This window comes from Microbacterium sp. Leaf288 (assembly GCF_001422925.1).
Classification (GTDB): domain Bacteria; phylum Actinomycetota; class Actinomycetes; order Actinomycetales; family Microbacteriaceae; genus Microbacterium.
Window position 1 is genome coordinate 667,442 of sequence record NZ_LMNI01000001.1, and the last position, 26,313, is coordinate 693,754.

Sequence of the window (26,313 nt, forward strand, 5' to 3'; positions counted from 1 at the left end):
CCGTGCCTGGGTGCCCGACCATTCGTGGCGAGACCGCACGACAGCACGTGAAGTGCGCCGAACACGGTGCTATCGCGCGGTTTCGCTGCGGGCGGTGACGGGGGCGGACGCTTCGATGAGCTGCAGCAGCTGGGCGGAGACGCTCACCGCGATCGTCGCGGGCTGCTTGCCGGGGATCTCGGGCAGGCCGATCGGCGTCGTCACCCTGGCGAGGGCGGCCTCGTCGTGGCCGGCCTCCTGGAGGCGAGCGCGGAAGCGGGCCCACTTGGAGCGCGAGCCGATGAGGCCGATCGAGGCGATGCCCTCGGTGCGCAGCGCCTGGTCGACGATTGCGAGGTCTTCGGCGTGGTCGTGGGTCATGACGAGCACGTGCGTCCCCGCCGGCACCGACGCCAGCACGGCCTCCGGCACCGGAGCCTGGTGCACGTGCACTCCCGCGACCGCGTCGGCGAGCGGCCCCGGCGCACCGTCCACCCCCAGGCGCGTCGGCGAGAGCATGGCCGCGCGGGAGTCGACGAGATGCAGGTCGAGGTGCTGGCGCGCCAGGATCCGCGCCACCTCGAGTCCCACGTGTCCCATTCCGAACACCGCGACCGACGGCACGACCCGCACGGGCTCCAGCATGAGCGTCACCTCTCCTCCGCAGCACTGCACGCCGTACTCCGTGGTCTCCTTGTCGCTCAGGGTGAGCGTCAGCAGCTGCGGCTCGGCGGTTCCGGAGGCCAGCATCGCGCGGGCGCGCGCGACGGCGGTGGCCTCGAGGTTGCCGCCCCCGATCGTCTCGAAGACCTCGCCCGGCGAGACGACCATCTTGGCGCCGCCGTTGCGCGGGGCGTGGCCGCGCACCATCGCGAGCGTCACGATCACCGCGGGCGTGCGGGCGTCCCGCAGGCTGCGCACCGCGTCGAGCCAGTCCACGGCCGGCCTCAGCGGCCCGCCGTGAGCAGTCCGGGCTCCGCCGAACCCGAGTCCTCCGTGTCACTCCGGGACGCAGCATCCGTGCCATCGGGAGAAGCGGATGCTGCCGCCTCGTCGCCGGCGCCACGTGCGGCCTCGATCGCCCAGAACACCGCCTCGGGGGTGGCGGGTGAGCCGAGCTCGACGCTGCGCCCGGCCGGTCCGAACGCACCCACCGCCTGCCGCAGCGCCTCGCGCACGCTGAAGGCGAGGAGCAGGGGAGGCTCGCCCACGGCCTTGGAGCCGTACACGGCGCCGTCCTCGCGGGCGTCCTCGAAGAGCGCGACGTGGAACTCCTCCGGCATCTCGGAGAAGCTCGGCAGCTTGTACGTGCTGGCCGACGGGGTCTGCAGGCGGCCGCGCGTCGGCCCGTCGCCGGTGTCCCAGCGCAGCTCCTCGAGGGTCAGCCAGCCGGTGCCCTGCACGAAGCCGCCCTCGATCTGGCCGATGTCGAGCAACGGCGAGAGCGAGTCGCCGACGTCGTGCACGATGTCGACGCGGCGGAGGCGGTACGCGCCGGTGAAACCGTCCACCTCGACCTCGGCGGCGGCGCAGCCGTAGGCGAAGTACTTGAACGGCGACCCCTGCTGGCGGTCGGCGTCCCAGTGCAGCCCCTCGGTGCGGTAGTAGCCCGCCGCGAACAGCTGCACCCGCTGCAGGTACGCCGCCGCGACCACGTCGGCGAACGGCATCCGTTCCGCGCCCCCCAGTGCGCTGACGTGGCCGTCGGAGAACCGCACGTCTCGGGCGTCGACGCCGAGGAGGCGCCCCGCGACCTCGGCCAGCCGGCCGCGGATCTCCTCGCACGCGAGCTTGACGGCGCCGCCGTTGAGGTCGGCGCTCGACGACGCGGCAGTCGCCGACGTGTTGGGCACCTTGTCGGTGCGGGTCGGGGCCACGCGCACGGCCTCCAGCGGCACGCCCAGAGCGGTGGCCGCGACCTGGAGCATCTTGGTGTGCAGGCCCTGGCCCATCTCGGTGCCGCCGTGGTTGATCAGCACCGAGCCGTCCTTGTACACGAGCACGAGGGCACCGGCCTGGTTGAACGACGTGAAGGTGAACGAGATGCCGAACTTCACCGGCGTCATCGCGAGCCCGCGTTTGCGGTCGGTGTGCGTCTCGTTGAACCGCGCGACCTCGCGCAGCCGTTCGTCGAGATCGCACGAGCCGCGGAGCCGGTTCCATATCGCGGAGAGGCGCTCGGCGTCCTTCACCAGCTGCCCGTAGTGCGTCGACTGGCCCGGCCGGTAGAAGTTCTTCTCCCTCAGCTCGAGCGGATCGATCCCGAGCACGGGTGCCGCGCGGCCCAGGATGTCTTCGATGAGGAACGCGCCCTGCGGGCCGCCGAAGCCGCGGAACGCCGTGTTCGACGGCTTGTGCGTCTGCGCGACCCGGCCATGCACCCGCACGTTCGGGATCCAGTAGGCGTTGTCGACGTGGCAGAGCGCGCGGCCGAGCACCGGCTCGGAGAGGTCGAGGCTCCAGCCCCCGTCCGCCGTGAGCGTCGCGTCGAGCGCCCGCAGGTACCCGTCGGCGTCGAAGCCCGCGCGCCAGGCCAGGTGGAACGGGTGGCGCTTGCCCGACATCGTGATGTCCTGCGTGCGGTTCAGCCGCAGGCGCACGGGGCGTCCGGTGAGCTTCGCCCCCAGGGCTGCGATCGCCGCGAACCCGTGCGGCTGCATCTCCTTGCCGCCGAAGCCGCCGCCCATGCGGAGGCACTCGACGGTGACCTCGCTCGACGCCACGCCGAGAACGTGCGCCACGATCTCCTGCGTCTCGGACGGGTGCTGCGTCGAGCACTCCACGAAGTAGCGCCCGTCGGGGTCGCGCACGGCGAACGAGGCGTGCGTCTCGAGCGAGAAGTGCTCCTGCCCGCCGACCACGCTCTCCCCCTCGAAGACGAACGCGGAGGATGCGAGGGCGGATGCCGCGTCCCCGCGCGCGATCGTGCGGGGTACGCCCTGGAACGACCCGGCGTCGATCGCCTCCTGCACCGTGATCAGCGACGGCAGCGGTTTGTACGACACCGTGACGGCGGCAGCGCCCTGGCGCGCAGCATCCGTCGTCTCTCCCAGCACCCACACCAGCGCATGGCCGAAGAACATCGCCTCGGTCGGGAAGAGCGGCTCGTCGTGCTTGACCCCCGCGTCGTTGACGCCCGGCACATCGTCGGCGGTCAGCACCCGGACGACGCCGGGCACGTCGTAGGCGGGCGCGACGTCGATGGTGACGCGGGCATGCGCGACGGTCGACGGCACCGGCCAGGCGGTCAGCACGCCGTGGGACCGCGCGGCGATGTCGTCGGTGTAGACGGCCGCGCCGGTCACGTGCAGCGCCGCGCTCTCGTGCACCGCAGGGCGTCCGACGACCGGATTCTCGGGGTGATCGGCGAGCGAGCTCATGCGGTCGCCTCCTCGTCATCGGCCGACGCCGCGAAGAGCGCCGGCAGCGCGGTGCCGAGCATGCGTGCGCGATACGCGGCGCTCGCGCGGTGGTCGTCGAGGGGCGTCCCCTCGCGCTGCAGGACCATGGATGCTGCCGCCACCGTCGAGGCGTTCCACGGGCGCCCCTCGAGCACCTGCTCGGTCGCGTATGCGCGGAGGGGCGTCGCGGCGACACCTCCGAGGCCGATACGCGCTCTCGTGACGGAGCCGCCGTCGAGCTCGAGGGCGAAGGCGACGGCCACCGACGAGATGTCGTCGAACCGCCGCTTCGTCACCTTGTGGAACGCGGTGAGACCCGGCGTCGGCAGCGGGATCCGCACCGTCCGGATGAGCTCGTCGCGACGCCTGACCGAGGTGCGATACCCCGTGAAGTAGTCGGCGAGGTCGACCTCGCGCTCGCCGCCGTCCGCCGAGACGAGCACGACGCCCGCCCCGAGCGCGAGCAATGCCGGAGCCGCGTCGCCGATGGGGGAGGCGGTGCCGAGGTTGCCGCCCAGCGTCGCGCGGTTGCGGATCAGGCGCGACGCGAACTGGGGGAGCAGCTGTGCGAGCAGCGGCACCCGCTCGCCGACGCGGCGCTCGATCTCCGACAGGGGCACCGCGCCGCCGATCTCGACGGTGTCGCCGGTGATGTCGATGCCGCGCAACTCGGGCAGGCGGTCGATCGCGACCACGAGTGGCGCGCGGGCGCCGCGCAGGTTGACGTCCACGCCCCAGTCCGTGCTGCCGGCCACGGCGAGTGCCTCCGGCTCGTCGCGCAGCAGCCGCAGGGCCTCCTCCAGCGTCTCCGGGCGGATGAAGCGCCCGTCGGCAGCTCGCAGCTCGGTGGCGACCGGAGCCGGCGCCGGCGCGGACAGCCGCTCGCGGAGCGGATCATCGGGCAGAGGCATCCCGAGCCGGAAGGCCGCGTCGCGGATGGGCCGGTAGCCCGTGCAGCGGCAGAGGTTGCCGCTCAGCGCATGCAGCTCGAATCCGTTCGCCCCGTGCTCGGCGTCGGCCGGGCCCGCCTCGCGGTCGGACCGGTAGAACTCGGCGGCCATCGCGCACGCGAACCCGGGCGTGCAGTAGCCGCACTGCGAGCCGCCGCCGGCCGCGAGCTGCTGCTGCACCGGATGCAGGTCGTCAGGTGAACCCAGGCCCTCAGAGGTCACCACCTCCTGCCCGTCGAGCGCATGGACGGGCACCAGGCAGGAGTTGACGGGGGTCCACACGGCGGTGCCGTCGGGGCCGGCGGTGGCGACCAGCACGGCGCACGCTCCGCACTCGCCCTCGGCGCAGCCCTCCTTCGCGCCGGTCAGTCCGAGGCCGCGCAGCCAGTCCAGCGCGGTGGCGTGTGCGACCGCGCCTGCGAGCGGGACGACCCGCCCGTTGACGGTCACAGCGCTGTCACGGTTCGTACGGATGCCGGGAGTATACGCCGCGCTCCCGGCGCAGCGAAGGTGCGCCGCGACCCCTCTGGACATGCCCTGCGGGCAAGAGGATCGTTGGCGGCGGCACAACCACTGGGAGGCTGTCATGTTCACACCCGATCGGCCGTTTTCTAGCTTCGCCGTACCCGACATCGGCGCAGCTGCGGCCTTCTACCGCGACACCCTGGGGCTCGACGTCACCGTCTACGAGGAGATGGGCGGAGGCTTCACCATCGCACTGCCCGGCGGGGGCAGCATCTTCGTCTACCCGAAGGAGGATCATGAGCCGGCCGTGTTCACGATCCTCAATTTCAGCGTCGCCGACGTCGATGCCGCCGTCGACGATCTGAACAGGCGGGGTGTCGTCACGAAGATCTACACCGACCCCGACTACGGCACCGATGAGAAGGGCATCTCGCGCGGGTTCGAGGGCGGCCCCGACATCGCGTGGTTCACAGACCCTGCGGGCAACGTCATCTCCGTCGGCCGCATGGAGCCGCAGATGATGGGCGGGCAGTAGGCGCTCCTCAGGGAAGCGCGGGCCACCCGGCGGGACCGAGCGACCCCGCCGGATACTCGTCGAGCGGCACGTCGCCCGCGCGCCAGGCCGCCAGCACGGGGTCGACGATGCGCCACGACTCCTCGGCCGCGTCGCCGCGCACCGCGAGGGTCGCGTCCGCGTCGAGGATGCCCGACAGCACCTCGCCGTACGCCTTGAGCGCACCCTCGCCGAGGTCGGCCTCGAGCAGCGCCCGCTCGAGTTCGAACGGGTCGTCGCCGCCGTTGACGTTGAGTTCGAGGTCCATCCGGTCGGGGCCGAGGGAGAAGCGCAGCACCGAGCCGGGCGCCGCCCCGGTGAGGCCCTCGGGGACGTGGTTCACGGGACGGAACGTCACCACGACCTCGCCGTCCTTGCCGGCGAGCGCCTTGCCCGACCGCAGGGTGAAGGGCACGCCCTCCCACCGCTCGTTGCGCACCTCGCACGTGACCTCGGCGAGCGTCTCGGTCTCGCGCGACGGGTCGACGCCGTGCTCGTCGGTGTAGGACGGCAGCTCGCGGTCGCCGACCTTCCCGGCCGTGTACCGTGCCCGGCGCGAGGCCTTCGCCGGATCGTCGCCCCACACGCGGGTCGCCCGCAGCACGGCGGCCGTCGCATCGCGGAAGTCCCGCTCGTTCAGGGTCGCGGGCGGCTCCATCGCGAGCACGGCCGTCACCTGCAGCAGGTGGCTCTGGATCATGTCGACGAGCGCGCCCGCCCGGTCGTAGTAGCCGGCTCGGCCCTCGAGGCCGAGCGCCTCGTCGTAGCGGATGACCACCGACTCGACGTCCTGCGCGCGCCACACCGGCGCGAAGACGCGGTTCGCGAACCGCACACCGAGGAGGTTCAGCGTCGTCGACCGGCCGAGGAAGTGGTCGATGCGGAACACCTGCTCCTCGGGCACGAGACGGGCGAGCGTCGAGTTCAGCGCGTGGGCGCTCGCCTCGTCGACGCCGAACGGCTTCTCGAGCGCGAGCACCGTGCCCTCGGGGATGTCCACGCCGACGAGCGCCTCGCACGCGGCCTTCGCGACCGCGGGCGGCACGGCGAAGTACAGGGCGATCCGCCCGTCGTGGTCGGCGAGCAGCCGCTCGAGGTCCTTCGCGTCGGTGATGTCGGCGCGCGTGTACGTCGTGTCGGCCACGGCGGCGACGGCGTCGGCGAACCCGGCCGACTCGAAGGACGAGCGCACGGTCTGCCGCCAGTGCTCGTCGTCCCAGTCATCGATGCCGGCGCCGCGCAGGCGCACCGAGCGCTGCGGCTCCCGGGCCAGCAGCTGGCCGAGCGCGGGCAGCAGCAGCCGCGAGGTGAGGTCGCCCGAGGCGCCCAGGATGAGCAACGTGGTCTGCGCCGACATGCGCCTCACGCTACCCACACGCCCGTGCTCGGGGCAGGGGCTTGCGCCCGTGCGCGTTGCGCGTGTGTTCGCATCATGTGCTCTCACCGAGGACACACGTCGTGTGCGTGCAGATCCTGTGCGCTCGGCCAGAGCACACGAAGCGCGCAGAGGACAGAGGGATGCTGCGGCCCGGCGCAGTGCGCAGGGCCGCAGCATCCATCATCCGAGGTGACCCGGGTCAGCCGGCGAGGGCCTCCGAGAGCTTCACTCGACCGCCCATGCGCAGCAGCGAGTTCTCGTAGATGCGGGCGGCGACGAGGATCGCCGCGACGCACGTCGCCATGAGGATCACGATCGACAGCAGCGGCTCCCACCACTGCGCCTGCCCGAGGAAGATGCGCATCGGCATGCCGACCGGCGCCGAGAACGGCACGTACGACATGATCGCGAGCACCAGCGGGTTGTCGTTGAAGAAGATGACGAGGAAGTACGGCGCCATCACGAGCATCGTCAGCGGCATCGTGGTCGAGCCGATGTCCTCCTGGCGCGACACCATCGATGCCGCGGCCGCGAACAGCGACGCCAGCAGGATGAAGCCGAACAGGAAGAAGATCGCGAACCAGGCGATGGGCGCGCCGAGCCCCTGCAGCAGCGCCGTCTGATCGGTGACGGTGAGCCCGATGATCGCGATGGCCGCGAGGATCAGGATCTGGCCCATCGCGAGCACCGTGTTGCCGATGACCTTGCCCGCCAGCAGCGACCGCACCGGGATCGCCGAGATGAGCAGCTCCACCACGCGGGTCTGCTTCTCCTCGACGACGCTCTGCGCGATCGTGCCGCCGAACAGCGACGCGGCGAGCAGGAACACGATGCCGAAGCCGACTGCGGCGATGTAGCCGAGCGCCGCGTTGCCCTCCTCCGGAGCGAGCAGCTCGACCGGCGGCACCTGCGCGAGCTGCAGCATCAGCGACGTCGGGGCGGAGGATTCGGCGATGATCGCGAAACCGAGCGGCGACGACGAGTCGCCCACGACCGCGGCGTCGACCTCGCCGTCCTTCACGAGCGCCTCGGCGGCCGCGCGGTCCGCCACGTCGGTGACGTCGAGGCCCTCGGCCTGGGCGACGTACTGCTGCGCGTCGGCGGTCACCGCGACGGGCGTGCCGCTGTTGTTCGCCGCCTGGAAGCCGCCCCAGATGACGAGGGCCAGCGCGCCGATGAACAGGATCGCCGTCGAGATGACGAACGCCTTGCTGCGCAGCTTCGAGCCGATCTCACGCTCGGCGACGAGCCAGATCGCCTGGCCTGCGCCCAGCGTGCTTCCGCCGCGGCGGGTGTCGGTGGTGCTCACTGGATGACCTCCTTGAAGATCTGGGCGAGGGACGGATGCTGCGGCGCGAAGCTCGCGACGTCCCCGTTGGCGACGGCCCGACGCAGCACGCGCTGCGCGGTCTCGTCGCTGTCGGCGTCGAACACGGCGTACCCGCCGTCGAAGTCGAGCACCTCCACGCCGGGCTCGGTGCGCAGCCACCCGGCGTCCCCGGCCGAGACGAGCTCGAAGCGGCGCGTGGAGTGCTGCGCGCGGAGGGTGTCACGGGCGCCTGCCGCGCGGATGGTGCCGCCGGCGATGATCACGAGGTCGTCGCACAGGCGCTCGACGACGTCGAGCTGGTGCGACGAGAACAGCACGGCGGCGCCTTCGGCCGCGCGCTGCTGCAGCACCCCCGCCACGACGTCGACCGCGAGCGGGTCCAGGCCCGAGAACGGCTCGTCGAGGATCAGCACCTGCGGGTCGTGCACGAGCGCGGCAGCGATCTGGGCGCGCTGCTGGTTGCCCAGAGAGAGCGTCTCGACGTTGTCGTTCAGGCGCTCGCCGAGCCCGAGCTGCTCGAGCAGCGCACGAGCGCGGGTCGAGGCATCCGTCTTCGAGAAGCCGTGCAGCCGCGCGAGATAGGTGATGTGCTCGTGCACCTTCATCTTCGGATACAGCCCGCGTTCCTCGGGCATGTAGCCGAAGCGGCGGCGGTCGGAGGCGGTCACCTCGGCGCCGTCGAGGGTGACGGTGCCGGCGTCCCCGGCGAGCACCCCCAGCACGATCCGCATGGTGGTGGTCTTGCCCGCGCCGTTCCCGCCGACGAAGCCGGTCAGCCGGCCGGGCCGCACGTCGAACGACACGTCGTCGAGCACGCGGCGCCCTCCGTAGCTCTTGCCGATACCGCGAAGCTGCAGCATCCCTGTCTCCTCTCGATCCCCCTGCCACAGACGCTACGGACCGGAGTGCTCGGCGTCCTCCCCCGTGGGGTGGATTCGGGCTTCCTCCGCCGTGCGGGGGAGGAGGTGGATGAGAGATCTTTCATGCACCGGAATAGAAGGAGCGTGCATGTGCTTGCATGGATGTGGAACGTCCACGGTGGTCCCCACCGGGGACGCCTTTGCTTTTCAAGGAGAACCCCACATGTCCGAGCGGACCATCGGCTACATCGTCGGCAGCATCTCGTCGACCTCCATCAACCGTCGTCTCGCGAAGGCGCTCGAGCGTCTCGCCCCGGAGGGCACCACCCTCGTCGAGATCCCGATCAAGGACCTCCCCTTCTACTCGCCCGACCACGACGCCGACTTCCCCCAGGTCGCCCGCGACTTCAAGCAGGCGATCGCCGACGTCGACGGCGTCATCATCATCACGCCCGAGTACAGCCGCTCGATCCCCGGCGTGCTGAAGAACGCCCTCGACTGGTCGGCCCGTCCGTGGGGCCAGGGCTCGTTCGACGGCAAGCCCACCGCCGTCATCGGCACCTCGGGCGGCGGCATCGCCACCGCGGCGGCGCAGCAGCACCTCAAGGCGATCCTCAGCCACTACAACGCCCCGACGCTCGGCCAGCCCGAGGGCTACGTGCAGACCACCCCGGGCCTGTTCACCGAGACCGGCGAGGTCACCAGCGAGCAGACCGCCGACTTCCTCATCGGCTACCTCCAGGCCTTCGGCGCGCTGATCGACCGCTACGCCGCGGTCCCCGTCGCCGCCTGATCCTCCCCCCGGTCGGCCTCACCCCGGGCCGATGACCCGTTCCAGCACCCCGGATGCCCCGGCCCGGCGCCCTTTCGCGGCGCCGGTCCGGGGCATCCGTCAATCGGGGGTTCGTCCGTGCCATCCGTCCTTCGCGGCGTCCGTCCGGGGCATCCGTCCTTCTCGCGGCGCCCCTGCCGGCCCCCGCGTGCGCCCCGACGCGACGTCCCGCCGTTCCGCAGTCAGTTTTGGCGACGTCCCGACGCCAAAGGGCGCCATTTCCGACTGCGGAACAGAGGTGGCAGGGGTCAGGCGAGGCCGTGGCGGTGGGCATAGACGACGGCGGCGACGCGGTCGCGGGCGCCGAGCTTCTGCAGCACGTTCGAGACGTGGGTCTTCACGGTGGCCTCGCCGATGTAGAGGCGCTGCGCGATCTCGGCGTTGCTCATCGCCTGCGCGACGAGCTGCAGTACCTCCCCTTCGCGCTCGGTGAGCTCGACCGCCGGCGGCGCCACCGCCAGAACCGGTGAGACGACAATCTGTGGACCAGACCTTGGGTGAACCCCACCGTCTCGTCCCGCTACTGGGGTCTCACCCGCGGTGGGGGCGGGGGCGGGGGCGGGGGTGGCGGAGGCGAAGCGGGCGATCACGCGGCGCGTCACCTCGGGCGCCAGCAGCGCGTCGCCGGCCGCGGCCACCCGCACGGCCGAGATGAGCTCCTCGGGGCCGGCGTTCTTCAGCAGGAACCCGCTCGCGCCGGCCGCGAGCGCGTCGAACAGGTAGTCGTCGCGGTCGAAGGTCGTCACCACCACCACCGCCGCCTCCGCCGATGGGTCGCCGACGATGCGCCGGGTCGCCTCGAGGCCGTCCATGTCGGGCATCTGCACGTCCATGCAGATCACGTCAGGACCGAGATCGGATGCTGCCGCCACAGCCTCGACGCCGGTCGAGGCCTCGCCCACCACGGTGATGTCTCCCGCGGACTCGAGGATCATGCGGAAGCCGGCCCGCATCACGGCGTGATCGTCCACGAGCAGGACCCGGATCACGCGCCGACCGCCTCGGCCGACACGGTCAGGGGCACGCGCAGTCGCACGAGGAAACCGCCGCGGGCGCGCGGCGCGGCCTCGAGCTCGCCGCCCGAGGCGGCGGCCCGCTCGCGCATGCCGACCAGGCCGAGGCCGGGCCGCATGGGCGCGGCGACGGCGCGGCCGGTGTTCACGACCTCGAGCTCGACGGCATCGGGCGCGTAGCGCAGGCGGACGTCGGCGGCGGCATCCGGTCCGCCATGCCGCCGTGCGTTCGTGAGCGCCTCCTGGGCGACGCGGAACACGTTGACCTGCACGAGCTCGGGCAGATCGACCTGGTCGCCGACGATCGTGAGGGTCGTGGGCAGGCCGTTGTCGTTCGCGTGGGCGACGAGTTCGGCGAGCGCTGACAGGTGCACGGTGGATCCTCCTTCGGCGTCGCCGCCGGAGGTGCGGAGGGTCTCGAGCAGCTGGCGCAGCTCGACGAGCGCGGAGCGGGCGGACGACTCGACTCCGAGCAGCGCGGTGCGCGCAGCATCCGGATCCCGATCCAGCACGGCGCGCGCGGCACCGGCTTGGACGCCCATCGCCGAGACGTGGTGCGCGACGACGTCGTGCAGCTCGCGGGCGATGCGCACGCGATCGAGCGCCACGGCCTGCGCGGCGGTGACCTCGCGCTCGCGCTCGAGCTCGCGGGTGCGCTCCTCGAGCACCGCGCGCGCCATTGCGGCGGCGTACGCGCGATCGCCCATGTAGTACGCGCCGCCGAAGAATCCGGCGTTGATGAGCAGCTGGATGAGCATCATCGCGGCGAACGGCGAGAACAGTCCCGCCCTCGACAGGCTCTCGTCGGACGGATCGATCGCCGCCTGGAACATCGTGATGAGCAGCCACACGAACATCGCGATGATCACGCCGACGCGCACCCACATCGCGCGACGGCGGTCGTCGACCCAGGCGCCCACGGTGTACATCGCGATGAACATGGCGATGTTCGAGACGTAGAGGTCGGGGATGCGGAAGGTCACGCCCATGAAGAACACCACGGCGATCGCGACCACGACGAGCTCGGGGAAGCGCCGCCGCACGGCCAGCGGGGCGGTGAGCCCGAGGCTGTAGAGCAGCGCCCACTGCATGCCGGCGTTGGCGTCGGCGCCGTAGATCCCCGCGACCGAGCCGAGCGCGGTGCTGATCACCGCGGCGACGAAGAGGGCACCCGCGAGCCAGACGTCGTTGCGCAGCTCGCCCGCGGTCGGCGCCGGGCGTCGCGCGGGGTGCGCGGAAGGCAGGTCGGACATCCTTCCACGCTACGGGGGCGCCGGTCCCGCGGCATCCCCCGCGAGACGGAGAATGCTCCCCACGCCCCCTCCAGACGCCGCCGGCGCGTCGCAAGGAGCCTCGGGGCGCGTGCGCCCAGCTGCGCCCCGAGGCCCGCGCCGGGTAAGTTAGCGAGCGTTCACCTCGCGTCGACAGGGGATCCCGTGCACGACCGCAACGCGGGGCTCGACCCCGAGACCCAGTTCGTCGAGATCTACCGCAACCTCGGCACCTACGACTTCGCGTGGGACCTGAACCAGTCGCTGAGCTTCGCGCTGTTCCGCACCTACGCGGTGCCGTCGATCGGGCGCCTGCTCGACGCGACGGGCGAGTTCGAACGCGCGACGCAGAAGCGCTACGACGACACGTCCCTGCTGCTCGAGGTGCCGCTTCTCGAGGGGTTCGAGAGTCCTCGCGGTCGCGCGGCGATCCGGCGCATCAATCAGATGCACCGCATGTACGACATCTCGAACGACGACATGCGGTACGTGCTGTCGACGTTCGTCGTCGTGCCGGTGCGCTGGCTGCACGCGTTCGGCTGGCGCCGGCTCACCGCCGGCGAGCTCCTCGCGTCGGTGCGGTACTACCAGAGCCTCGGCCGGCACATGGGCATCACGGACATCCCTGAGACCTACGCGGAGTTCGCCACCCTGATGGACGAGTACGAGCGCGTGCACTTCGCGTACGACGCCGCATCGGCGCGGGTCGCCGACCGCACCTTGGCGCTGCTGGTCTCGTTCTACCCGCGGCTCTTCGCCCCGGTCGTGGAGGTCTTCAGCCGGGCGCTCATGGATCCGCCTCTGCTGCGGGCGTTCGGCTACCGCGAACCGGGCCGGAGCGTACGCCGCCTGTCCGCGGGTGCGCTCCGCCTGCGCGCCCGGGCGGTCGCGGTGCTACCGAAGCGCCGCGCCCCACTCCACGTGATCGATCTGCCCCGCATCCGCAGCTATCCGAACGGCTTCGACATCGAGCAGATGGGGACGTTCGCGCCCGGATGCCCCGTACCGCACGCGAAGCGGTGAGGTGCAGCATCCGTCGGCTACTTGCTATTGACAAGCTTGCTTGTTTTTTGCAACCATCGTGATGTCGGCGGTCCGGTCGACGCCACGGTGACAAGGAGCAAGGCAATGACGCACATCTTCGTCAACATCCCGACGAACGACCTCGAGCGCTCGAAGGCGTACTACACCGCCCTCGGCTGCGCGCTGAACCCGCTCTTCACCGACGAGAACGCCGCGTGCGTCGTGTGGAGCGACCAGATCTTCTTCATGGTCCTCACGAAGGAGTACTTCGCGACGTTCACCGACAAGGAGTTCGCCGACCCGAAGACGCACGCCCAGGTGCTGCTGTCGATCAGCCGCGAGACCCGCCAGGACGTCGACCGGATCGTCGAGGCGGGCGTTGCAGCCGGCGGCACCGCACCGGGSGAGCCGCAGGACTTCGGCTTCATGTACGCTCGCGACCTCATCGACCCGGACGGCAACGGCGTCCAGTTCATGTGGATGGACCCCGAGGCTGCCGCCAAGGGTCCCGAGGCCTACATGGCGGAGCAGGCGCAGGCGTAAGTGGCGTCCCGCAGCTACGGGCAGTACTGCGGGGTCACGACCGCCGTCGAGCTGATCGGGGAGCGGTGGGCGCTGCTCATCGTCCGCGATCTGCTCGTCGGCCCCCGGCGCTACACCGACCTCAAGCAGGGGCTGCCCAAGATCCCGACCAATATCCTCTCCACGCGGCTCAAGGAGCTGCAGGAGGGCGGTGTCGTGCGCCGCGTGCCGCTCCTGCACTGCGGGCTCGTGTACGAGCTGACGCCCTACGGGCGCGAGCTCGAGCCGATCGTGCTCGCCCTCGGCCGGTGGGGGTTCCGGCAGATGGGCGACCCCCAGCCCGAGGACGTCGTGACGGCGGACTCGCTCACGATGGCGCTGCGAACGGCATTCCGGACGGATGCTGCGGCCACCCTGCCACCCGCCGACTATGAGCTGCACGTGGCCGACGTCGTGCTGCGCGTGCAGGTCGACGCATCCGGGCTGCGGATCGCACAGCTCCAGCCGGCCGGGCGCCCCATCGACCCGCGGCTCGGCACGCAGGCTTCGACCTCGGGTGAGCCCGACCTCGTCTTCGCGGCGGGTCCCGGCATCCGTCGCCTCATCTCGGGCGAGCTGACCCCGGCCGCCGCGATCGACCAGGACGTGCTGGCCGTCGTCGCCGGCGACGGCACCCTGCTCGAACGCTTCGCCCGGACATTCCACATCCCGATCGACCCCGAGGTCGTGCTCGTCGCCTGAGCCCGACCCCGCCCTGGAAGGAGGCGGCCATGACCGGTCGCATCTACATCGACCTGTTCACCACCCTCGACGGCGTCGCGCAGGCGCCAGGCGGCCCGGAGGAGGACCCCTCGAACGGCTTCCCGTACGGCGGGTGGCAGGCGCCGTTCCCCGACGAGGTCATCGGCGCCTCGATCGGCAAGGGCATCTCCGAGCTCGACGCCCTGCTGCTCGGGCGACGGACCTACGACATCTTCGCGGGCTACTGGCCGCACCAGTCCGGCAAGATCGCCGACGCCCTGAACAGCGCACCGAAGTACGTCGCCTCGCGCGGCCTTCCCACGCTCGAGTGGGAGGGATCGTCGCAGCTCGGCATCGACCTCAACCGGGAGGTGGAGGCGCTGCGCGAGAAGCACGAGAGCATCCACGTCATCGGCAGCGTCGACTTCGTGCAGACCCTGCTGAAGGAGCAGCTGTTCGATGTGCTGACGCTCTGGGTGTACCCGGTCGTGCTCGGGCAGGGCAAGAAGGTGTTCCCCGAAGGCGCGCATCCCGCGAACGTCACGCTGCTCGAGCCGGCGGTGACCGGCCCGCTCGGCGTGCTGCAGCTGCGGTACGGGCCGGCGCCGGGTGAGCCGCAGACCGGTGAGATGGGCCCCGAGGACTGAGGTCGTCCTGGCAGCCGAGGCGTTCCGGACCCCCGGTGAGGGGGAGGGCGGCAGTGCCGGCGCCCCCCGCGCCGGCACCCCGCCAGAGGCGCCCTCAACGCCTGCTTCCCCAGAGCCGGACGCCCCGCCACCCCCGGAGGGCGTTCCGGCGATCACCGCTGCCACGGCCGGAGTGGCATCGGTGGTGGAGACGAGGCCCCAGCCCCGGGGATCTCAGAAGATCATCGGGCGATCTTCGTCGTCCGGGCCTTCGAGGTCGAGGTCGACGACGACCGGCACGTGGTCGCTCGGGGCCTCGCCCTTGCGCTCGTTGCGGTGGATCGTCGCCCCCGTGACGGCGTCGGCGATCGCGTGCGAGCCGAGGATGAAGTCGATGCGCATGCCCTCGTTGCGGGGGAAGCGCAGCTGCTTGTAGTCCCAGTAGGTGAACCCGGTCGGGATGAGCGGGCGCACGACGTCCTGAAGTCCCGCCGCCTCCAGGGCGGCGAACGCCTCGCGCTCGGGCGGCGAGACGTGGGTCGCGAAGCCCTGCACGACGGTGGGGTCGCCGTTGTCGGCATCCGTCGGCGCGATGTTGAAGTCGCCGACCAGGGCGAGCGCGAGGTCGGGGTTCGCGGTCAGCGACTGCGCCGTGTACTGCTCGAGCGCCGACAGCCAGTCGAGCTTGTAGTAATAGTGGGGGTCGCCGAGCGACCGCCCGTTGGGCACGTACAGGCTCCAGACCTCGACGCCGCCGATGGTCGCGCCCATCGCCCGCGCCTCCTGCGGGGCGTCGGGGCCGTTGTGCCCCTTCTCGAATCCGGGCATGCCCGGGAAGGCGGTGCGCACGTTCGTGAGCGGTTCGCGGCTGGCGATGGCGACGCCGTTCCACTGCGAGAAGCCGTATGCCTCGACGTGATAGCCGGCATCTTCGAACCGGTCGAACGGGAACTGCTCGGTCTTGCACTTGATCTCCTGCATCGCGAGCACGTCGATGTGCTCGCGCACCGCGAAGTCGACGATGCGGTCGACCCGCGCGCGGATCGAGTTGACGTTCCAGGTGGCCAGGCGCATGGGATCAAGCCTAGGCGGGGTGGCGGACGCCGAACGGCGCTGCGGATGCTGTGACCCCTGGCGTATCAGTGCTCCGAGGAGGATTCTCCTTTGTGTCAGCGGCCGCGTCCGCGGTCGGGAAAGCGAGACCCACCATGGACCACGACTGCGGCTGCGGCCACGCGGCCTCCGCCGCGCACGACGACACGCCCCTCGAGTTCGACGCCGACGGCGAGCTCGTCACCGGGCCGATCATCCGGCCCGAGCTGCCGACCCGGCCGTGCCCGCTCGGCACGCTCGACGGCTCGTGGCTGCTCGAGCTCGAACGGCGCACCGTGTTCGCCCCCGAGGTGCGCGGCGCGCTGCGCATCGAAGTCGGCGCCTCCTCGCTGCGCATCTCGGGTGACATGTACTCGCGGCGGGTCTTCCCACCGGTGCTCGGTGAGGTGCAGCGCCCCGTGCCGATCCCGGATCCGGGGCCGGCCGCAGGCGCCGATGCCGCGGCCCGCGATCTCGGCCCGGACGACGATCCGGCGGTCGCCGACGTCCTGCCGGTGCGCCTGCGCACCTACCCCGCATTCCCCAAGGCGGAGTACTCCTGGTACTTCCGCTCCCACGGCGCCACCTACGTCGACGGCACCCTCACTGTTCAGATCGTGCGGCACCTCTGGAACCGCTCGACGCAGGAGTTCGTCACCACCGACACCGGTACGCTCACGCTCCGCTGCCGGCGGCCGCTCGTGCTGGCGCCCGCGTCCGCGCTCGTGGCGCCCTCGCAGCGCATGACGGGGACGCTCTCCATCGGCGGCACCGTCACCACCGTCACGGCGAGCAAGACGTCGCCGATGTACCGCGGGTGCCGCATCGAGGTGGATGCCATGGTGAACCGCGTGTTCCCGGCATCCGCCACCATCGGCTCGGGGGCCGCGGCCAATGTGCGCTCGGTCTATGCCTCGGCCGGCTGGGACGTCACCGTCGTCACGGACGAGATCGACGTGCCGAACGACGCCGATCTCACGAACGCCGAGCTCGCGACCCTCATGTCGGGGCACCGCCAGACGGTGGCCGGTGAGCAGTGGCGGCTGTGGCTGTTCGTCGGCTCATCGCAGGGCGGGCTTTTCGGGATCATGTTCGACGACGACACGGTGCCGCGCGAAGGCGCGGCGGGATTCGCCGATGTGACGCTCGGCAACGACTCGTTCATCGCCGCGGCGGCACGGAACCGTCCGCTGGACGAGGTGCCGGCGGCGTTCCTGCGCACGCTGGTGCACGAGGCGGGCCACGCGTTCAACCTGTGGCACCCCAAGCACGACGTCCACAACCCGGGCATCGGCATCGAGATCATGAACCAGACGGGCGACGTCATGGGCTTCGCCACGGTCGCCAACCCCTACCCGGGCAACGCGGCGTTCGTGTTCTCGGAGCACGACCGCACGTCGCTCATCCACTCGCCCGACCCGCAGGTGCGGCCCGGCTGGAAGAACTTCGGCTGGGGCCACGGCAATCTCTCGGCAGGGCTGCCGGCGCCGGTCGACGTCGCGGGTCTTGCGGGCGACACGGGCGACGATGCGCTGCAGCTGACCGTCACCATGCCCGCGCAGGCGTTCGTCGGCGAGTATGTCACCGCCGAGGTCGCGCTCACGAACGTGTCGGACCAGCCCCGCACGGTCACGACGCTGATCAACCTGTCGGAGGGCGACCTCGTCTTCCTCCACACCTCGCCCGACCGGTCGCTCGAGCACCTCGTCGACGTCGCGATCGGCTGCGGCCCTCGGCCGACGACGGTGCTCCAGCCGGGGGAGTCGATCCGCAACCACGTGCAGGTCTTCTTCACGAACCAGGGGGTGACCTTCACCGAGCCGGGACGCCACACCGTCGCCGCGCAGCTGGAAGTCGATCCGGTGACGACCGTGCGCTCGGCGCCGGTGACGGTCGACGTGCGCGGCCCGGCGTCCGAAGCCGAGGTCGACATCAGCGCGAAGACGCTCACACCGGGCGTCGGTCGCGCGATCGCCCTGGGCGATTTCGCGACGGATGCTGCCGCCCGAAGTGTGCTGACCGCCCTGGCCGAGCAGCACAGCGACACCGACACGGGCGCCGCCGGGGCGCTGGTGCTCGCGAACTCGCTGGCGCGTTCGTTCACCGACGTCCGCGCTCGCGGCGTGCGGGACGCGGCGCCGGACGAAGCGGCGCACTTCCTCGAACTGGCACTGGCCGGCCGGTCGGCCGAACGCGTCGCCGCTCTCGCCGTGACCGTCGCGAGCCCGACCGAGAGGAACGCGCCGGTCGTCGCCGACACGGTGGCGGCGCTCAAGGCGCGCACGAAGGGCGGCGCGAGGTCGGCAGCAGGGAAGGACGTCGCGGCGGCCGAGCAGATCGCCGAGGACTTCGTGTCGCCGCAGGGGCGCTGACCCGGTGACAACGGCGCTGCGCGGGGGAAGGATCGACGTGTGACTTCCGATGCGCAGGGCGGCGGCGGGCTGGAGCTCCGGCTCCGGCTCGCGGCCGCGACCGTTCCCCTCGATCGCGTCGCCTTCGCCGAGGTGGAGGTCGCGGCGGTCGGCGGTGCGGAGACCGTGAGCGCCCGGCTCAACCTCATCGAGGGCGACCTCGAGGTGGAGGTGACGGGGCCCGACGGGCGCGTCGCCCGCGCCACCTGGCCGTGGCCTGCCGACTCGGCGCCGCGCTCGGTCGCACTCGCGGCGGGGGAGCGCCTGGTCGCTGCGGTGCCCCTCGTGTCGGAGGGCAGCGAGCCACTCTTCCCCGTGACCGGCCGGTACGAGGTGGTGGCGCGCTTCGCCGTTCGACCGGGCGAGACGCTCACGTCGAATACGGCGGTGCTCGTGCGCACCGCGGGCGAGGACGCCGCGCTCGCCGCGGACCTCCGCGATCGCGATGTCGTGCAGAGCCTGCTCGGAGCAGGAGTCATCGGCGCTGCAGAGCCGGCACTCGAGCGTCTCGCCGAGTCGGAAGACGCGGGCACCGCGGCGGCCGCCCGTCTGGCGCTCGCATGCACGGACGCCCTCGCCGAGGCTGCGGCGGATCCCGCGGTGTCGCGAGCCGTGGCGGCGCTGCTGCCGCCGGGCGCCACCGGGAACGACAAGCGACGCGAGGCGATCACGTCTCGCGCGGCTCCGCGCGACGTCGCGATGCTCAGCGGGCGACCGGTCGAGGACAGAACCGACGCGGCTGTGGAAGACTGAGGCGCCATCAGCCAGGAGAAGGGCCGTCATGACCGTCAAGAACCGCGTGCTCGCCGGCGTCCTCGCCGTCTGCGTCGCCTCGGGTGCAGGCATCGCCGCCGCAGCACCCGCCCAGGCCGCGACGATGGGGTACAAGTCCTTCACCATCACGAAGTCGGGTTACACGACCAGCACGGCATGCCTGGCGGCGCAGCGCTCGACCGCGTGGTCGATCACGAACTCCGGGGGGATCATCTATGCCGGCGATGCCTGCGGTTACTGGGGCTCGGCGCAGAAGTGGGGCTTCTCGACCACGTACAAGAAGCTGGTCCCCATCGGCTCCTGAGCGGCGCCGGGGCGCAGCATCCGTAAAATCGAGGGCATGACCGCCGCCTCCACGCCGCAGCTCGAAGCCGACCGCCAGTATCTGATCGCGCTGATCCAGGACGAGGCGGTGTTCCACGGAGACTTCACCCTCTCGAGCGGCAAGAAGGCGACGTACTACGTCGACATGCGCAAGCTGACGCTCGACCACCGTGCGGCCCCGTCGATCGGGCGCATCATGCTCGATCTCATCCGCGACGTGGACGGCATCGTCGCCGTCGGCGGCCTGACCCTCGGCGCCGACCCGATCGCCAACGCCGTGATGCACGAGTCCGCGCGCACCCACAAGCCGCTCGACGCCTTCGTCGTGCGCAAGGAGCCGAAGGACCACGGCCGCGGCCGCCAGGTGGAGGGGGCGGATGTCGCGGGCAAGCGCGTCGTCGTGCTCGAAGACACCTCGACCACCGGCCAGTCGGCGCTGAAGGCGGTCGAGGCGCTCCGCCGCGAGGGCGCCGAGCCGGTCGCCGTCGCCGTCATCGTGGACCGCAAGACCGGCGCGCAGGCGGCCGTGGAGGCCGAGGGTCTGCAGTGGCTCGCCGCGATCGACCTCGACGACCTGGGCCTCGACCCGCAGTAATACTCCGCGGGGTGTCACACGCCGGCGCCCGCCGGTGTCTCCATGTCGAAGGACCGAATCGACACGGAGGTAGACATGAGCAGCGACACCCGCATCCCCACCGCAGAGGTCACCGGCGTCTCCGGCGCGCTGATCAAGGCGGTCGCCAAGAAGATGGTCGGCCGCGTGCCCGACTCCCTCGGCGTGCTGTGGCATCACCGCGGCGTGATGAAGGACTCGATGGGCATCGGCCAGAAGGTCGAGGGCTGGCACGAGCTCGACCCGAGCCTCGCGACCTTCGCCGCGATGGCGTCGGCGGCGACCATCGGCTGCAGCTTCTGCCTGGACTTCAACTACTTCATGTCACGGGACCGCAACGTGGACGCGGCGAAGGTGCGCGAGGTGCCGCGGTGGCGGGAATCCAGCCTGTTCACGCCGCTCGAGCGCCGCGTGATGGAGTACGCCGAGGCGGCGAGCCAGACGCCGCCCGCCGTCACGGATGACCTGTCGGATGCGCTCCTCGCCGACCTCGGCGCTGCCGGGCTCGTCGAACTGGCCGCCAGGGTGGCGTTCATGAACATGTCGGCGCGGATGAACATCGCGCTCGGCATCCGTTCCGAGCACTTCGCCGACGCCTGCGGCCTGCCTCCGCTCGCCGCACGGCCGGCCGTCGGCGCTTCCGCGTAGGCTCCCGGCCATGAGCACCGCCGCCGTCGACGACCCGTTCGTCACGCACCGGAGCCTGCTGTTCACCGTCGCGTACGAGATGCTCGGCTCGGCCGCCGACGCCGAGGACGTGCTGCAGGAGTCGTGGCTGCGGTGGGCGGCCGTCGAGCACGACACCGTGCAGGAGCCGCGCGCCTACCTCGTGCGCATCGTGACGCGGCAGGCGCTCAACCACTTGCGCACGGTGTCGCGGCGGCGGGAGGAGTACGTCGGGGAGTGGCTCCCCGAGCCGCTGCTCACGAGCCCCGACGTGGCCGACGACGTCGAGCTCGCCGAGAACCTCTCGATCGCCATGCTCACGGTGCTCGAGACGCTCGGCCCGGCCGAGCGGGCGGTGTTCGTGCTGCGCGAGGTGTTCGATGTCCCGTACGACGAGATCGCGGATGCGGTGGGCAAGACCCCTGCGGCCGTGCGGCAGATCGCCCACCGTGCGAAGGACCACGTCGCCGCGCGCCGCCCTCGCGTGACGGTCGGCCCCACCGAGCACGAGGAGGTCGTGGAACGCCTCGTCGTGGCGCTCAACAGCGGGGACCTGCAGGGCCTCATGGACGTGCTGGCGCCTGACGTCGTGTCCGTCGCCGACGGCGGCGGCAAGGTGCGCGGTGCGGCCCGCCGGCCGATCGTCGGCGCGGAGCGGCTCGCACGCTACCTCGTCGGCGGCATGGCGAAGGTCGAAGGCACCTTGGCGGCGTCGTCGACCTGGGTCAACGGGCAGCCCGGGGTGCGCATGGAGCTCGACGGTGTGCTCGTCGGCGTCGTCAGCCTGACCGTCGTCGACGGGCGGATCACGCAGGTGTACTCGATCGCCAACCCCGAGAAGCTCGGACGGGTCGACGAGGAAGCGGTGGTGGGCCGCTGAGCCGCACACCCCGCACACTCAGCGGGCGAGGATCTGCGCGTTGAGCTCGCGCTGCCAGTCGCGCAGCTGCCACATCGGATGGTGCGGGGCGGCGTTCGACGACAGCACGACGCCCCACACGCCGTGGTCCAGCGCCGTGCGCACGCCGTGCTCGGCGAGGGACCGGCCGATCGGGCCCTCTTCGAAGGTGCCGTGCAGCGGCGTGTAGCCGACCCACCCCTCCCCGACGATCGCCGGGACGCCCTGCCAGCGCGCCCACGCGGCGATGGCGATGGCCCGCGAGGCGATCTCCCGGTGCATCACCTGCTGGTACGGCGGGTAGTGGTCGACGAGCCAGGTGTCCCACACGACAGGGTCGATCCAGTCGTAGCCGTAGATCATCTGGTCCGTGACGACCGTCGCGCGGTACTTCCACTCGGCGGCGCGACCGTACTCCGCGAGGGACGGGGCATCACTGCGCAGCAGTTCCCGGAGGGCGGCGTGGGGAAAGCCTTCGCTGCCCTCGGAGCGGATGTCGATGCGCTGCTGCAGCGCGTCGAGCACGCCGTAGCTGTACACGTGGAACTGCGCGGCGCCCAGCCCGTCGGGGAGCCGGTGCATGGCGAGGTGGGGCGGCTTGCCGTAGCCGGCGGTGATGAGGAGATCCGGATGCTGCGCCCGCAGGCGCGTCACCTCCTCCGCTCCGCCGTCCTCGAGCGCGGGCAGGATCGAGAAGTCGACCTCGTTGTGCAGCTCGACGAGCGCGATGCGATCACGGTGGCCGTGGTCGGTGAGCCACTCGATCATCGCGTCCCAGGCGTCGGAGAGGACGCCGTAGCGATCGGCGAGCGGCACCGCGTCGATCGCTTCGAACCATGCCGGGGAGGCGGCGAACGCGGTCGACTGCTGGTACTCCCAGCTGGCGAGGATGATCACCATGCCGTGCGCGGCGGCAGATTGGAAGAGCGCGAGAAGGCGCGCCCGCAGATCGATGCGGTAGCCGCCGGGAGCGTCGTACCACCGGGTGCGCTGTCCGAAGTATCCGCCGAGCGGGGACGGGCCGAGCCCGCCGATCTCGAGGTCGCGGGCGACCTCATAGAGTCCCAGTCCGCCGAAGAGCAGCACCGGGGCGGCGCAGATGCGGATGGCGTTGTAACCCAGGGAGGCGGCCTCCGCCACCGCCGCGTCGAGATCGGCGTACGGCTCGCCGGGACCCGCCTGCGTGTACCAGGAGAAGTCCCACAAGGTGATGGTGAGCCGCTGCGGAAGATGCGCCGGGACGGGTCCGGTGAGGGCCGACTCGTCGCGCTCGATCGTGCCGGATCCCAGGTAGCGCTCGGTCATGTGCGGGTCCTCTCCGAAACGTCGACGGGCCGCGCTGCGAGCTGCTGCGCGCGTCCGCGCTCCGCCAGCCGTTCGAGCCGGTCGGCCATGGCTGCCCGCGCCGTCGCGGTGGCGGCCTCGAACGAGGTCAGCTCGGGCACGGAGGTGGCGAAGTAGTCGACCTCGTCGCTCGCGGCGCGCAGCGCCGTCGCACGCGCGTCCAGGGCATCCCACGCGGACGCCGCGCTCGTCGCGTCGGCGAGGTGGAGATGCGCCACCCCGGTCCAGTACGTCGACTCGCCGGCCGCCCGCGGTGCCACTGCCAGCGGCGACGGTGCGACGGCCGTGCGCCAGGCCTCGGCCGCACCTGCCGCGTCTCCGGCAGCCGCGCGCGCGGCGCCGAGCAGCACCCATCGCTGCACCGGACGCTCGGCCGGGTGGCGTCCCTCGCCGAGGGTGCGCGGCGGAACGAAGCCGGACTCCAGCAGCGAGACCGCGTCGGCCGGCGCCGTCTCCAGCATCCGTTCCGCGAGTCGGCACGCGGCGCGGTCGTACGCTGCGATCACGAGCCCCTCGCCGCCCTCGAACGGCCGGAAGCGGCGGGTCGTGAGCAGGATCCACGCCTCGTCGATGCGCCCGACATCGAGAAGCAGGTTCGCATGGCGCACCGCCAGGTCGTCGCGGGCGTCGAGCAGGACGGCGTGGGCCTCGAGCAGCGAGAGCCGGGTCGCGGCATCCGTCCTCCTCCGCACCGCGAGCACGTCGCGCTCGAGAAGCAGCCGCGCGTCCGGGCGCAGTGACAGGGCGTGGGCGAGCGCCGCGTCGGCCGCGGCCTCGTCGTCGTCGACCGCGACGAGCGCGATCGCGAGGTTGCGCCACACCACCGGGTCGGTCGAGCCGCCCTCGGTCGCGCAGCGCAGGTGCGCGAGCGCGTCGGCGTGACGGCCGGCGTCGAGCAGCCACATGCCGAGGAGCCCCGCGGCGACGACGTCGTGCGGGTCGGCGGCGACCGCGGCGACGAGCGCGTCGAAGTGGTCGAGGCCGGCGGGGAATGCCAGCGTGGTCGAAGTCCCCCGTCCGAGGGAGCGCTCGTCGTCGGCCTCGGCGGCGCGTCCGGACCGTTCGAGCCAGTGCGCGCGCAGGTAGTGGCGGAGCGGACCTGCGAGACCCGCCGAGGGCGTGCGCTCGACGGTGGCCGCGGTGGCCGCGGTGGCCGCGAGGGCCTCGTCGACGGCGCCCGCCCGCGCGAACTCGGCACCGACCTCGAGCGCCGTGCGGGCGTCGCGGTCGATCGACTCGCCCGCGAGCGCACGGGTCGCCGGGTCGAGCGGGTCGGCCGCGAGCAGCTCGGCGACGCGGGCGACGGATGCTGCGCCCTCACCGCGGCGGGCGAGTGCCAGGGCTTCGATGCGTCCTGCCTCGGGGATCGGCGCAGCCGAGCGGGCGAGGTCGAGCGCTGCGACAGTCGATCCCGCGCGCAGGGCGATGCGTGCCCGCGCGAGCATCGCCGCCGGCGCGAACGCCGCGTTCCAGGCGGCCTTCGCGAGGCAGCGATCGGCCGCGTGGTCGTCGCCGAGCCGTTCGTGCACGAGGCCGAGCAGGTACGCGGCTTCACCGTCGCGCGGGTTGAGGTTGCGCCGGGTGAGCTGCGCGGTGGCCGCCTCGAGCAGATCGCGCGCCGCCGCGTACTCGCCGCGGGCGAGGTGCCACGATCCGAGCGCGGTCGCCGCGCGCGAATCGCCGGCGTCACGTCGCAGCGCCTCGTGCAGGTACGGCACCGCCGAGCGGGTGGGGTGGCGGTACTGCAGCAGGTGCATGGCCGTCGCATAGAGCTCGTCGTTGGACGCGATGTCGTCGGGCAGGGGCGGCGCGGTCGCTACCCAGGGCTCGCCCGCGTTCCCTGCTCGCGCTCGCCAGGCAACGAGGGTCTCGCCCGCGTGGAGGACACGCACCTCGAGGCCCGCAGCATCGACGGCGATGTCCGCGACGGCGGCGAAGGGCGCATCGGGGCCGAGGTCGACGGTCCAACGCGCGACCGTCGCGCCACCTCGACGCACCTCGATCACCGCCGCCGGGAGCACCCGCGTCGCGATCGCCGTGATGAGAGTGCCGTCGCCGTCGGCGCGCACGCCGATCGCGGCATCCGTCGTCGCCTGCCGTACGGCTCCGGTGGCGTGGATCGGGTACCAGTACTGACGGAACCGCTTGGTCTCGCCGGGGAGCATCCAGCTGAAGTCGGGCTGATTGTCGGTGTAGACGCCGGCCATGAGCTCGACGTACGGGCCGTCGTCGTCGGTCAGCTGGTCGTCCCATGCGCGCCCGATCGGGCCGTCGCCCCACGTCCACTGCTTCTTGCCGGGGGAGATCGCCCGGTCCGCCCAGTGGACGAAGCCGGCATCGGCCGCGTGGTCATAGCCGCCGAAGAACGAGTCGTCGGTGTCGGTGATCATGTACGACGTCGGCACCGGGATGCTGCTGTACACGTCGATGCGGTCGGCGTCCGGCCGCTCCGCCGCGAGCGCCGGGTAGTCGACGCCGTAATAGGGGCGGTCGGCGCGTGGGAACGCGGAGATCGCCCGGCGCGCGTGGTCGGCGACGAAAGCGACGTCGTCGGGGAAGAACGACTGATACCGCTCGTGCGCACGCGCCGCGACGTTGGCCCACCACAGGAACGTCTGCGGGACGTCGGTGCGGTTGTGCAATGCGGCCTCGAGCTCGATCAGCGACGATCCCGGCCGGAGCCGCACCCCGTGCACGCCGCGCATGCGCTGCAGCGGGTCGAGGTCGCTGTGCCACACCACGACAGCGCCGTCGGCCTCCCGCTCGATGCGGGTGTCCACCGGGAGGAAGGTCGCGGGCCGGTGGTGCTGCGGCCAGTTGAACTCGACGCCGCCCGAGATCCACGGACCGGCGAGGCCCACGAGCGCGGGCTTGATGACGTTGTTGCGGTAGAAGAAGTCGTAGCCCGCGACCTTGTCGTAGCCGATGTGGATGCGACCGCCGATCGCGGGGAGCAGCGCGAGGCGCACGTAGGCGTTCTCGAGATGGATGGCGTGCCACTGCCGCGGCGCCTTCTCGTGCGCGACGCTGTCGATCATCGGGAGCGGGTAGACCTTTCCGCTGGACCCCTGATAGACGCGCCGATCGAGGAACAGCGGGTAGGGATCCGGCTCGCCCGGCTCGTACGTGTCGATCCAGAGGGGCTCGCTCCAGCAGGCGACTCCGCCCGCCGCGAGGATCGCGGCCTGATCGGCGGGAGCCTCGGGGAGCTCGATGCGGCTCTGGCGGTCGGCGTCGGTCACCTGGC

General features: G+C 71.8%; 23 protein-coding genes. 12 read left to right on the top strand and 11 right to left on the bottom strand.

Features of this window, described 5'->3' with window-relative positions; genetic code table 11:
- Positions 1 to 69: 69 nt before the first annotated feature.
- From xdhC to ASF40_RS02820, 3 genes are read right to left on the bottom strand one after another with little or no spacing between them, the layout of a single operon-like run.
- Positions 70 to 918 carry a xanthine dehydrogenase accessory protein XdhC gene (xdhC, locus tag ASF40_RS02810; RefSeq protein WP_056366023.1) on the bottom strand — a complete coding sequence of 283 codons (849 nt, stop codon included), beginning with the start codon at positions 916 to 918 and terminating at the stop codon, positions 70 to 72.
- An 8-nt stretch (positions 919 to 926) separates the two neighbouring features.
- Positions 927 to 3,359: a xanthine dehydrogenase molybdopterin binding subunit gene (gene xdhB, locus ASF40_RS02815; RefSeq protein ID WP_056366027.1), complete on the bottom strand. Its 2,433-nt coding sequence runs from the start codon at positions 3,357 to 3,359 to the stop codon at positions 927 to 929.
- Complete coding sequence (locus tag ASF40_RS02820; protein WP_235560108.1) at positions 3,356 to 4,780, bottom strand: xanthine dehydrogenase small subunit; 1,425 nt, start codon at positions 4,778 to 4,780, stop codon at positions 3,356 to 3,358. The genes xdhB and ASF40_RS02820 overlap by 4 nt, the downstream gene beginning before the upstream one ends.
- A 136-nt stretch (positions 4,781 to 4,916) precedes the next feature.
- Between ASF40_RS02820 and ASF40_RS02825 the strand changes: the two genes are divergently transcribed.
- Positions 4,917 to 5,330 (top strand): VOC family protein, encoded by a 414-nt coding sequence (locus ASF40_RS02825; protein ID WP_056366030.1) that lies wholly within the window; start codon positions 4,917 to 4,919, stop codon positions 5,328 to 5,330.
- A gap of 7 nt (positions 5,331 to 5,337) precedes the next feature.
- On the opposite strand, the gene ASF40_RS02830 is transcribed toward ASF40_RS02825, so the two are convergent.
- From ASF40_RS02830 to ASF40_RS02840, 3 genes are all read right to left on the bottom strand, one after another.
- Positions 5,338 to 6,705, bottom strand: a complete 1,368-nt coding sequence (locus ASF40_RS02830) for a glucose-6-phosphate dehydrogenase (protein WP_056366033.1) — start codon at positions 6,703 to 6,705, stop codon at positions 5,338 to 5,340.
- A 220-nt stretch (positions 6,706 to 6,925) separates the two neighbouring features.
- Positions 6,926 to 8,035, bottom strand: a complete 1,110-nt coding sequence (locus ASF40_RS02835) for an ABC transporter permease (RefSeq protein WP_056366036.1) — start codon at positions 8,033 to 8,035, stop codon at positions 6,926 to 6,928.
- Positions 8,032 to 8,916, bottom strand: coding sequence for an ABC transporter ATP-binding protein (locus ASF40_RS02840; protein WP_056366039.1), 885 nt, complete (start codon positions 8,914 to 8,916; stop codon positions 8,032 to 8,034). Before ASF40_RS02840 ends, ASF40_RS02835 begins: the two co-directional genes overlap by 4 nt.
- Before the next feature lie 223 nt (positions 8,917 to 9,139).
- On the opposite strand from ASF40_RS02840, the gene ASF40_RS02845 reads away from it, so the two are divergent.
- On the top strand, positions 9,140 to 9,709 hold the full coding sequence (locus tag ASF40_RS02845) for an NADPH-dependent FMN reductase (RefSeq protein ID WP_056366042.1): 570 nt from the start codon (positions 9,140 to 9,142) through the stop codon (positions 9,707 to 9,709).
- A gap of 287 nt (positions 9,710 to 9,996) precedes the next feature.
- On the opposite strand, the gene ASF40_RS02850 is transcribed toward ASF40_RS02845, so the two are convergent.
- The gene (locus tag ASF40_RS02850) at positions 9,997 to 10,701 is read right to left on the bottom strand and encodes a response regulator (RefSeq protein WP_442922682.1); all 705 of its coding nucleotides are present in this window, start codon (positions 10,699 to 10,701) and stop codon (positions 9,997 to 9,999) included.
- Positions 10,702 to 10,733: 32 nt separating this feature from the next.
- Positions 10,734 to 12,014 (bottom strand): sensor histidine kinase, encoded by a 1,281-nt coding sequence (locus ASF40_RS02855; RefSeq protein ID WP_056366046.1) that lies wholly within the window; start codon positions 12,012 to 12,014, stop codon positions 10,734 to 10,736.
- A 183-nt stretch (positions 12,015 to 12,197) separates the two neighbouring features.
- On the opposite strand from ASF40_RS02855, the gene ASF40_RS02860 reads away from it, so the two are divergent.
- From ASF40_RS02860 to ASF40_RS02875, 4 genes are all read left to right on the top strand, one after another.
- Complete coding sequence (locus tag ASF40_RS02860) at positions 12,198 to 13,055, top strand: oxygenase MpaB family protein (RefSeq protein ID WP_056366049.1); 858 nt, start codon at positions 12,198 to 12,200, stop codon at positions 13,053 to 13,055.
- A gap of 105 nt (positions 13,056 to 13,160) precedes the next feature.
- Positions 13,161 to 13,598, top strand: coding sequence for a VOC family protein (locus tag ASF40_RS02865; RefSeq protein WP_056366052.1), 438 nt, complete (start codon positions 13,161 to 13,163; stop codon positions 13,596 to 13,598).
- The gene (locus tag ASF40_RS02870; RefSeq protein ID WP_056366056.1) at positions 13,599 to 14,318 is read left to right on the top strand and encodes a winged helix-turn-helix transcriptional regulator; all 720 of its coding nucleotides are present in this window, start codon (positions 13,599 to 13,601) and stop codon (positions 14,316 to 14,318) included.
- Between the two features lie 29 nt (positions 14,319 to 14,347).
- Positions 14,348 to 14,965 carry a dihydrofolate reductase family protein gene (locus ASF40_RS02875; RefSeq protein WP_056366059.1) on the top strand — a complete coding sequence of 206 codons (618 nt, stop codon included), beginning with the start codon at positions 14,348 to 14,350 and terminating at the stop codon, positions 14,963 to 14,965.
- Positions 14,966 to 15,178: 213 nt separating this feature from the next.
- Here the strand turns inward: ASF40_RS02875 and ASF40_RS02880 are convergent, their stop codons facing one another.
- A complete protein-coding gene (locus ASF40_RS02880; protein ID WP_056366062.1) occupies positions 15,179 to 16,018 on the bottom strand; it encodes an exodeoxyribonuclease III in 840 nt (279 codons plus the stop codon).
- Positions 16,019 to 16,152: 134 nt separating this feature from the next.
- Between ASF40_RS02880 and ASF40_RS02885 the strand changes: the two genes are divergently transcribed.
- The 6 genes from ASF40_RS02885 to ASF40_RS02910 all read left to right on the top strand — a co-directional run bounded on the left by ASF40_RS02885 (position 16,153) and on the right by ASF40_RS02910 (position 21,704).
- On the top strand, positions 16,153 to 18,408 hold the full coding sequence (locus tag ASF40_RS02885; RefSeq protein WP_056366065.1) for a hypothetical protein: 2,256 nt from the start codon (positions 16,153 to 16,155) through the stop codon (positions 18,406 to 18,408).
- Positions 18,409 to 18,447: 39 nt separating this feature from the next.
- Positions 18,448 to 19,200 carry a hypothetical protein gene (locus ASF40_RS02890; RefSeq protein WP_056366068.1) on the top strand — a complete coding sequence of 251 codons (753 nt, stop codon included), beginning with the start codon at positions 18,448 to 18,450 and terminating at the stop codon, positions 19,198 to 19,200.
- A 28-nt stretch (positions 19,201 to 19,228) separates the two neighbouring features.
- Positions 19,229 to 19,525, top strand: a complete 297-nt coding sequence (locus ASF40_RS02895; RefSeq protein WP_056366070.1) for a hypothetical protein — start codon at positions 19,229 to 19,231, stop codon at positions 19,523 to 19,525.
- 36 nt (positions 19,526 to 19,561) lie between these two features.
- The gene (pyrE, locus tag ASF40_RS02900) at positions 19,562 to 20,140 is read left to right on the top strand and encodes an orotate phosphoribosyltransferase (RefSeq protein WP_045299293.1); all 579 of its coding nucleotides are present in this window, start codon (positions 19,562 to 19,564) and stop codon (positions 20,138 to 20,140) included.
- A 75-nt stretch (positions 20,141 to 20,215) separates the two neighbouring features.
- Positions 20,216 to 20,806, top strand: a complete 591-nt coding sequence (locus ASF40_RS02905; protein ID WP_056366073.1) for a carboxymuconolactone decarboxylase family protein — start codon at positions 20,216 to 20,218, stop codon at positions 20,804 to 20,806.
- 10 nt (positions 20,807 to 20,816) lie between these two features.
- Entirely contained in the window at positions 20,817 to 21,704 is an 888-nt protein-coding gene (locus ASF40_RS02910) for an RNA polymerase sigma-70 factor (RefSeq protein WP_056366076.1), read from the top strand.
- A gap of 18 nt (positions 21,705 to 21,722) precedes the next feature.
- On the opposite strand, the gene ASF40_RS02915 is transcribed toward ASF40_RS02910, so the two are convergent.
- On the bottom strand, positions 21,723 to 23,027 hold the full coding sequence (locus tag ASF40_RS02915; RefSeq protein WP_056366079.1) for a cellulase-like family protein: 1,305 nt from the start codon (positions 23,025 to 23,027) through the stop codon (positions 21,723 to 21,725).
- On the bottom strand, positions 23,024 to 26,308 hold the full coding sequence (locus ASF40_RS02920; protein ID WP_056366083.1) for a DUF5107 domain-containing protein: 3,285 nt from the start codon (positions 26,306 to 26,308) through the stop codon (positions 23,024 to 23,026). The genes ASF40_RS02915 and ASF40_RS02920 overlap by 4 nt, the downstream gene beginning before the upstream one ends.
- Positions 26,309 to 26,313 lie beyond the last annotated feature (5 nt).

Bases quoted from the DNA above. Each gene is read 5' to 3' on its own strand.
- xdhB (WP_056366027.1), bottom strand. From the start codon at position 3,359: ATGAGCTCGCTCGCCGATCACCCCGAGAATCCGGTCGTCGGACGCCCT.
- ASF40_RS02825 (WP_056366030.1), top strand. From the start codon at position 4,917: ATGTTCACACCCGATCGGCCGTTTTCTAGCTTCGCCGTACCCGACATC.
- ASF40_RS02830 (WP_056366033.1), bottom strand. From the start codon at position 6,705: ATGTCGGCGCAGACCACGTTGCTCATCCTGGGCGCCTCGGGCGACCTC.
- ASF40_RS02840 (WP_056366039.1), bottom strand. From the start codon at position 8,916: ATGCTGCAGCTTCGCGGTATCGGCAAGAGCTACGGAGGGCGCCGCGTG.
- ASF40_RS02845 (WP_056366042.1), top strand. From the start codon at position 9,140: ATGTCCGAGCGGACCATCGGCTACATCGTCGGCAGCATCTCGTCGACC.
- ASF40_RS02850 (WP_442922682.1), bottom strand. From the start codon at position 10,701: ATGCGGGCCGGCTTCCGCATGATCCTCGAGTCCGCGGGAGACATCACC.
- ASF40_RS02855 (WP_056366046.1), bottom strand. From the start codon at position 12,014: ATGTCCGACCTGCCTTCCGCGCACCCCGCGCGACGCCCGGCGCCGACC.
- ASF40_RS02875 (WP_056366059.1), top strand. From the start codon at position 14,348: ATGACCGGTCGCATCTACATCGACCTGTTCACCACCCTCGACGGCGTC.
- ASF40_RS02880 (WP_056366062.1), bottom strand. From the start codon at position 16,018: ATGCGCCTGGCCACCTGGAACGTCAACTCGATCCGCGCGCGGGTCGAC.
- ASF40_RS02885 (WP_056366065.1), top strand. From the start codon at position 16,153: ATGGACCACGACTGCGGCTGCGGCCACGCGGCCTCCGCCGCGCACGAC.
- ASF40_RS02895 (WP_056366070.1), top strand. From the start codon at position 19,229: ATGACCGTCAAGAACCGCGTGCTCGCCGGCGTCCTCGCCGTCTGCGTC.
- pyrE (WP_045299293.1), top strand. From the start codon at position 19,562: ATGACCGCCGCCTCCACGCCGCAGCTCGAAGCCGACCGCCAGTATCTG.
- ASF40_RS02905 (WP_056366073.1), top strand. From the start codon at position 20,216: ATGAGCAGCGACACCCGCATCCCCACCGCAGAGGTCACCGGCGTCTCC.
- ASF40_RS02910 (WP_056366076.1), top strand. From the start codon at position 20,817: ATGAGCACCGCCGCCGTCGACGACCCGTTCGTCACGCACCGGAGCCTG.
- ASF40_RS02915 (WP_056366079.1), bottom strand. From the start codon at position 23,027: ATGACCGAGCGCTACCTGGGATCCGGCACGATCGAGCGCGACGAGTCG.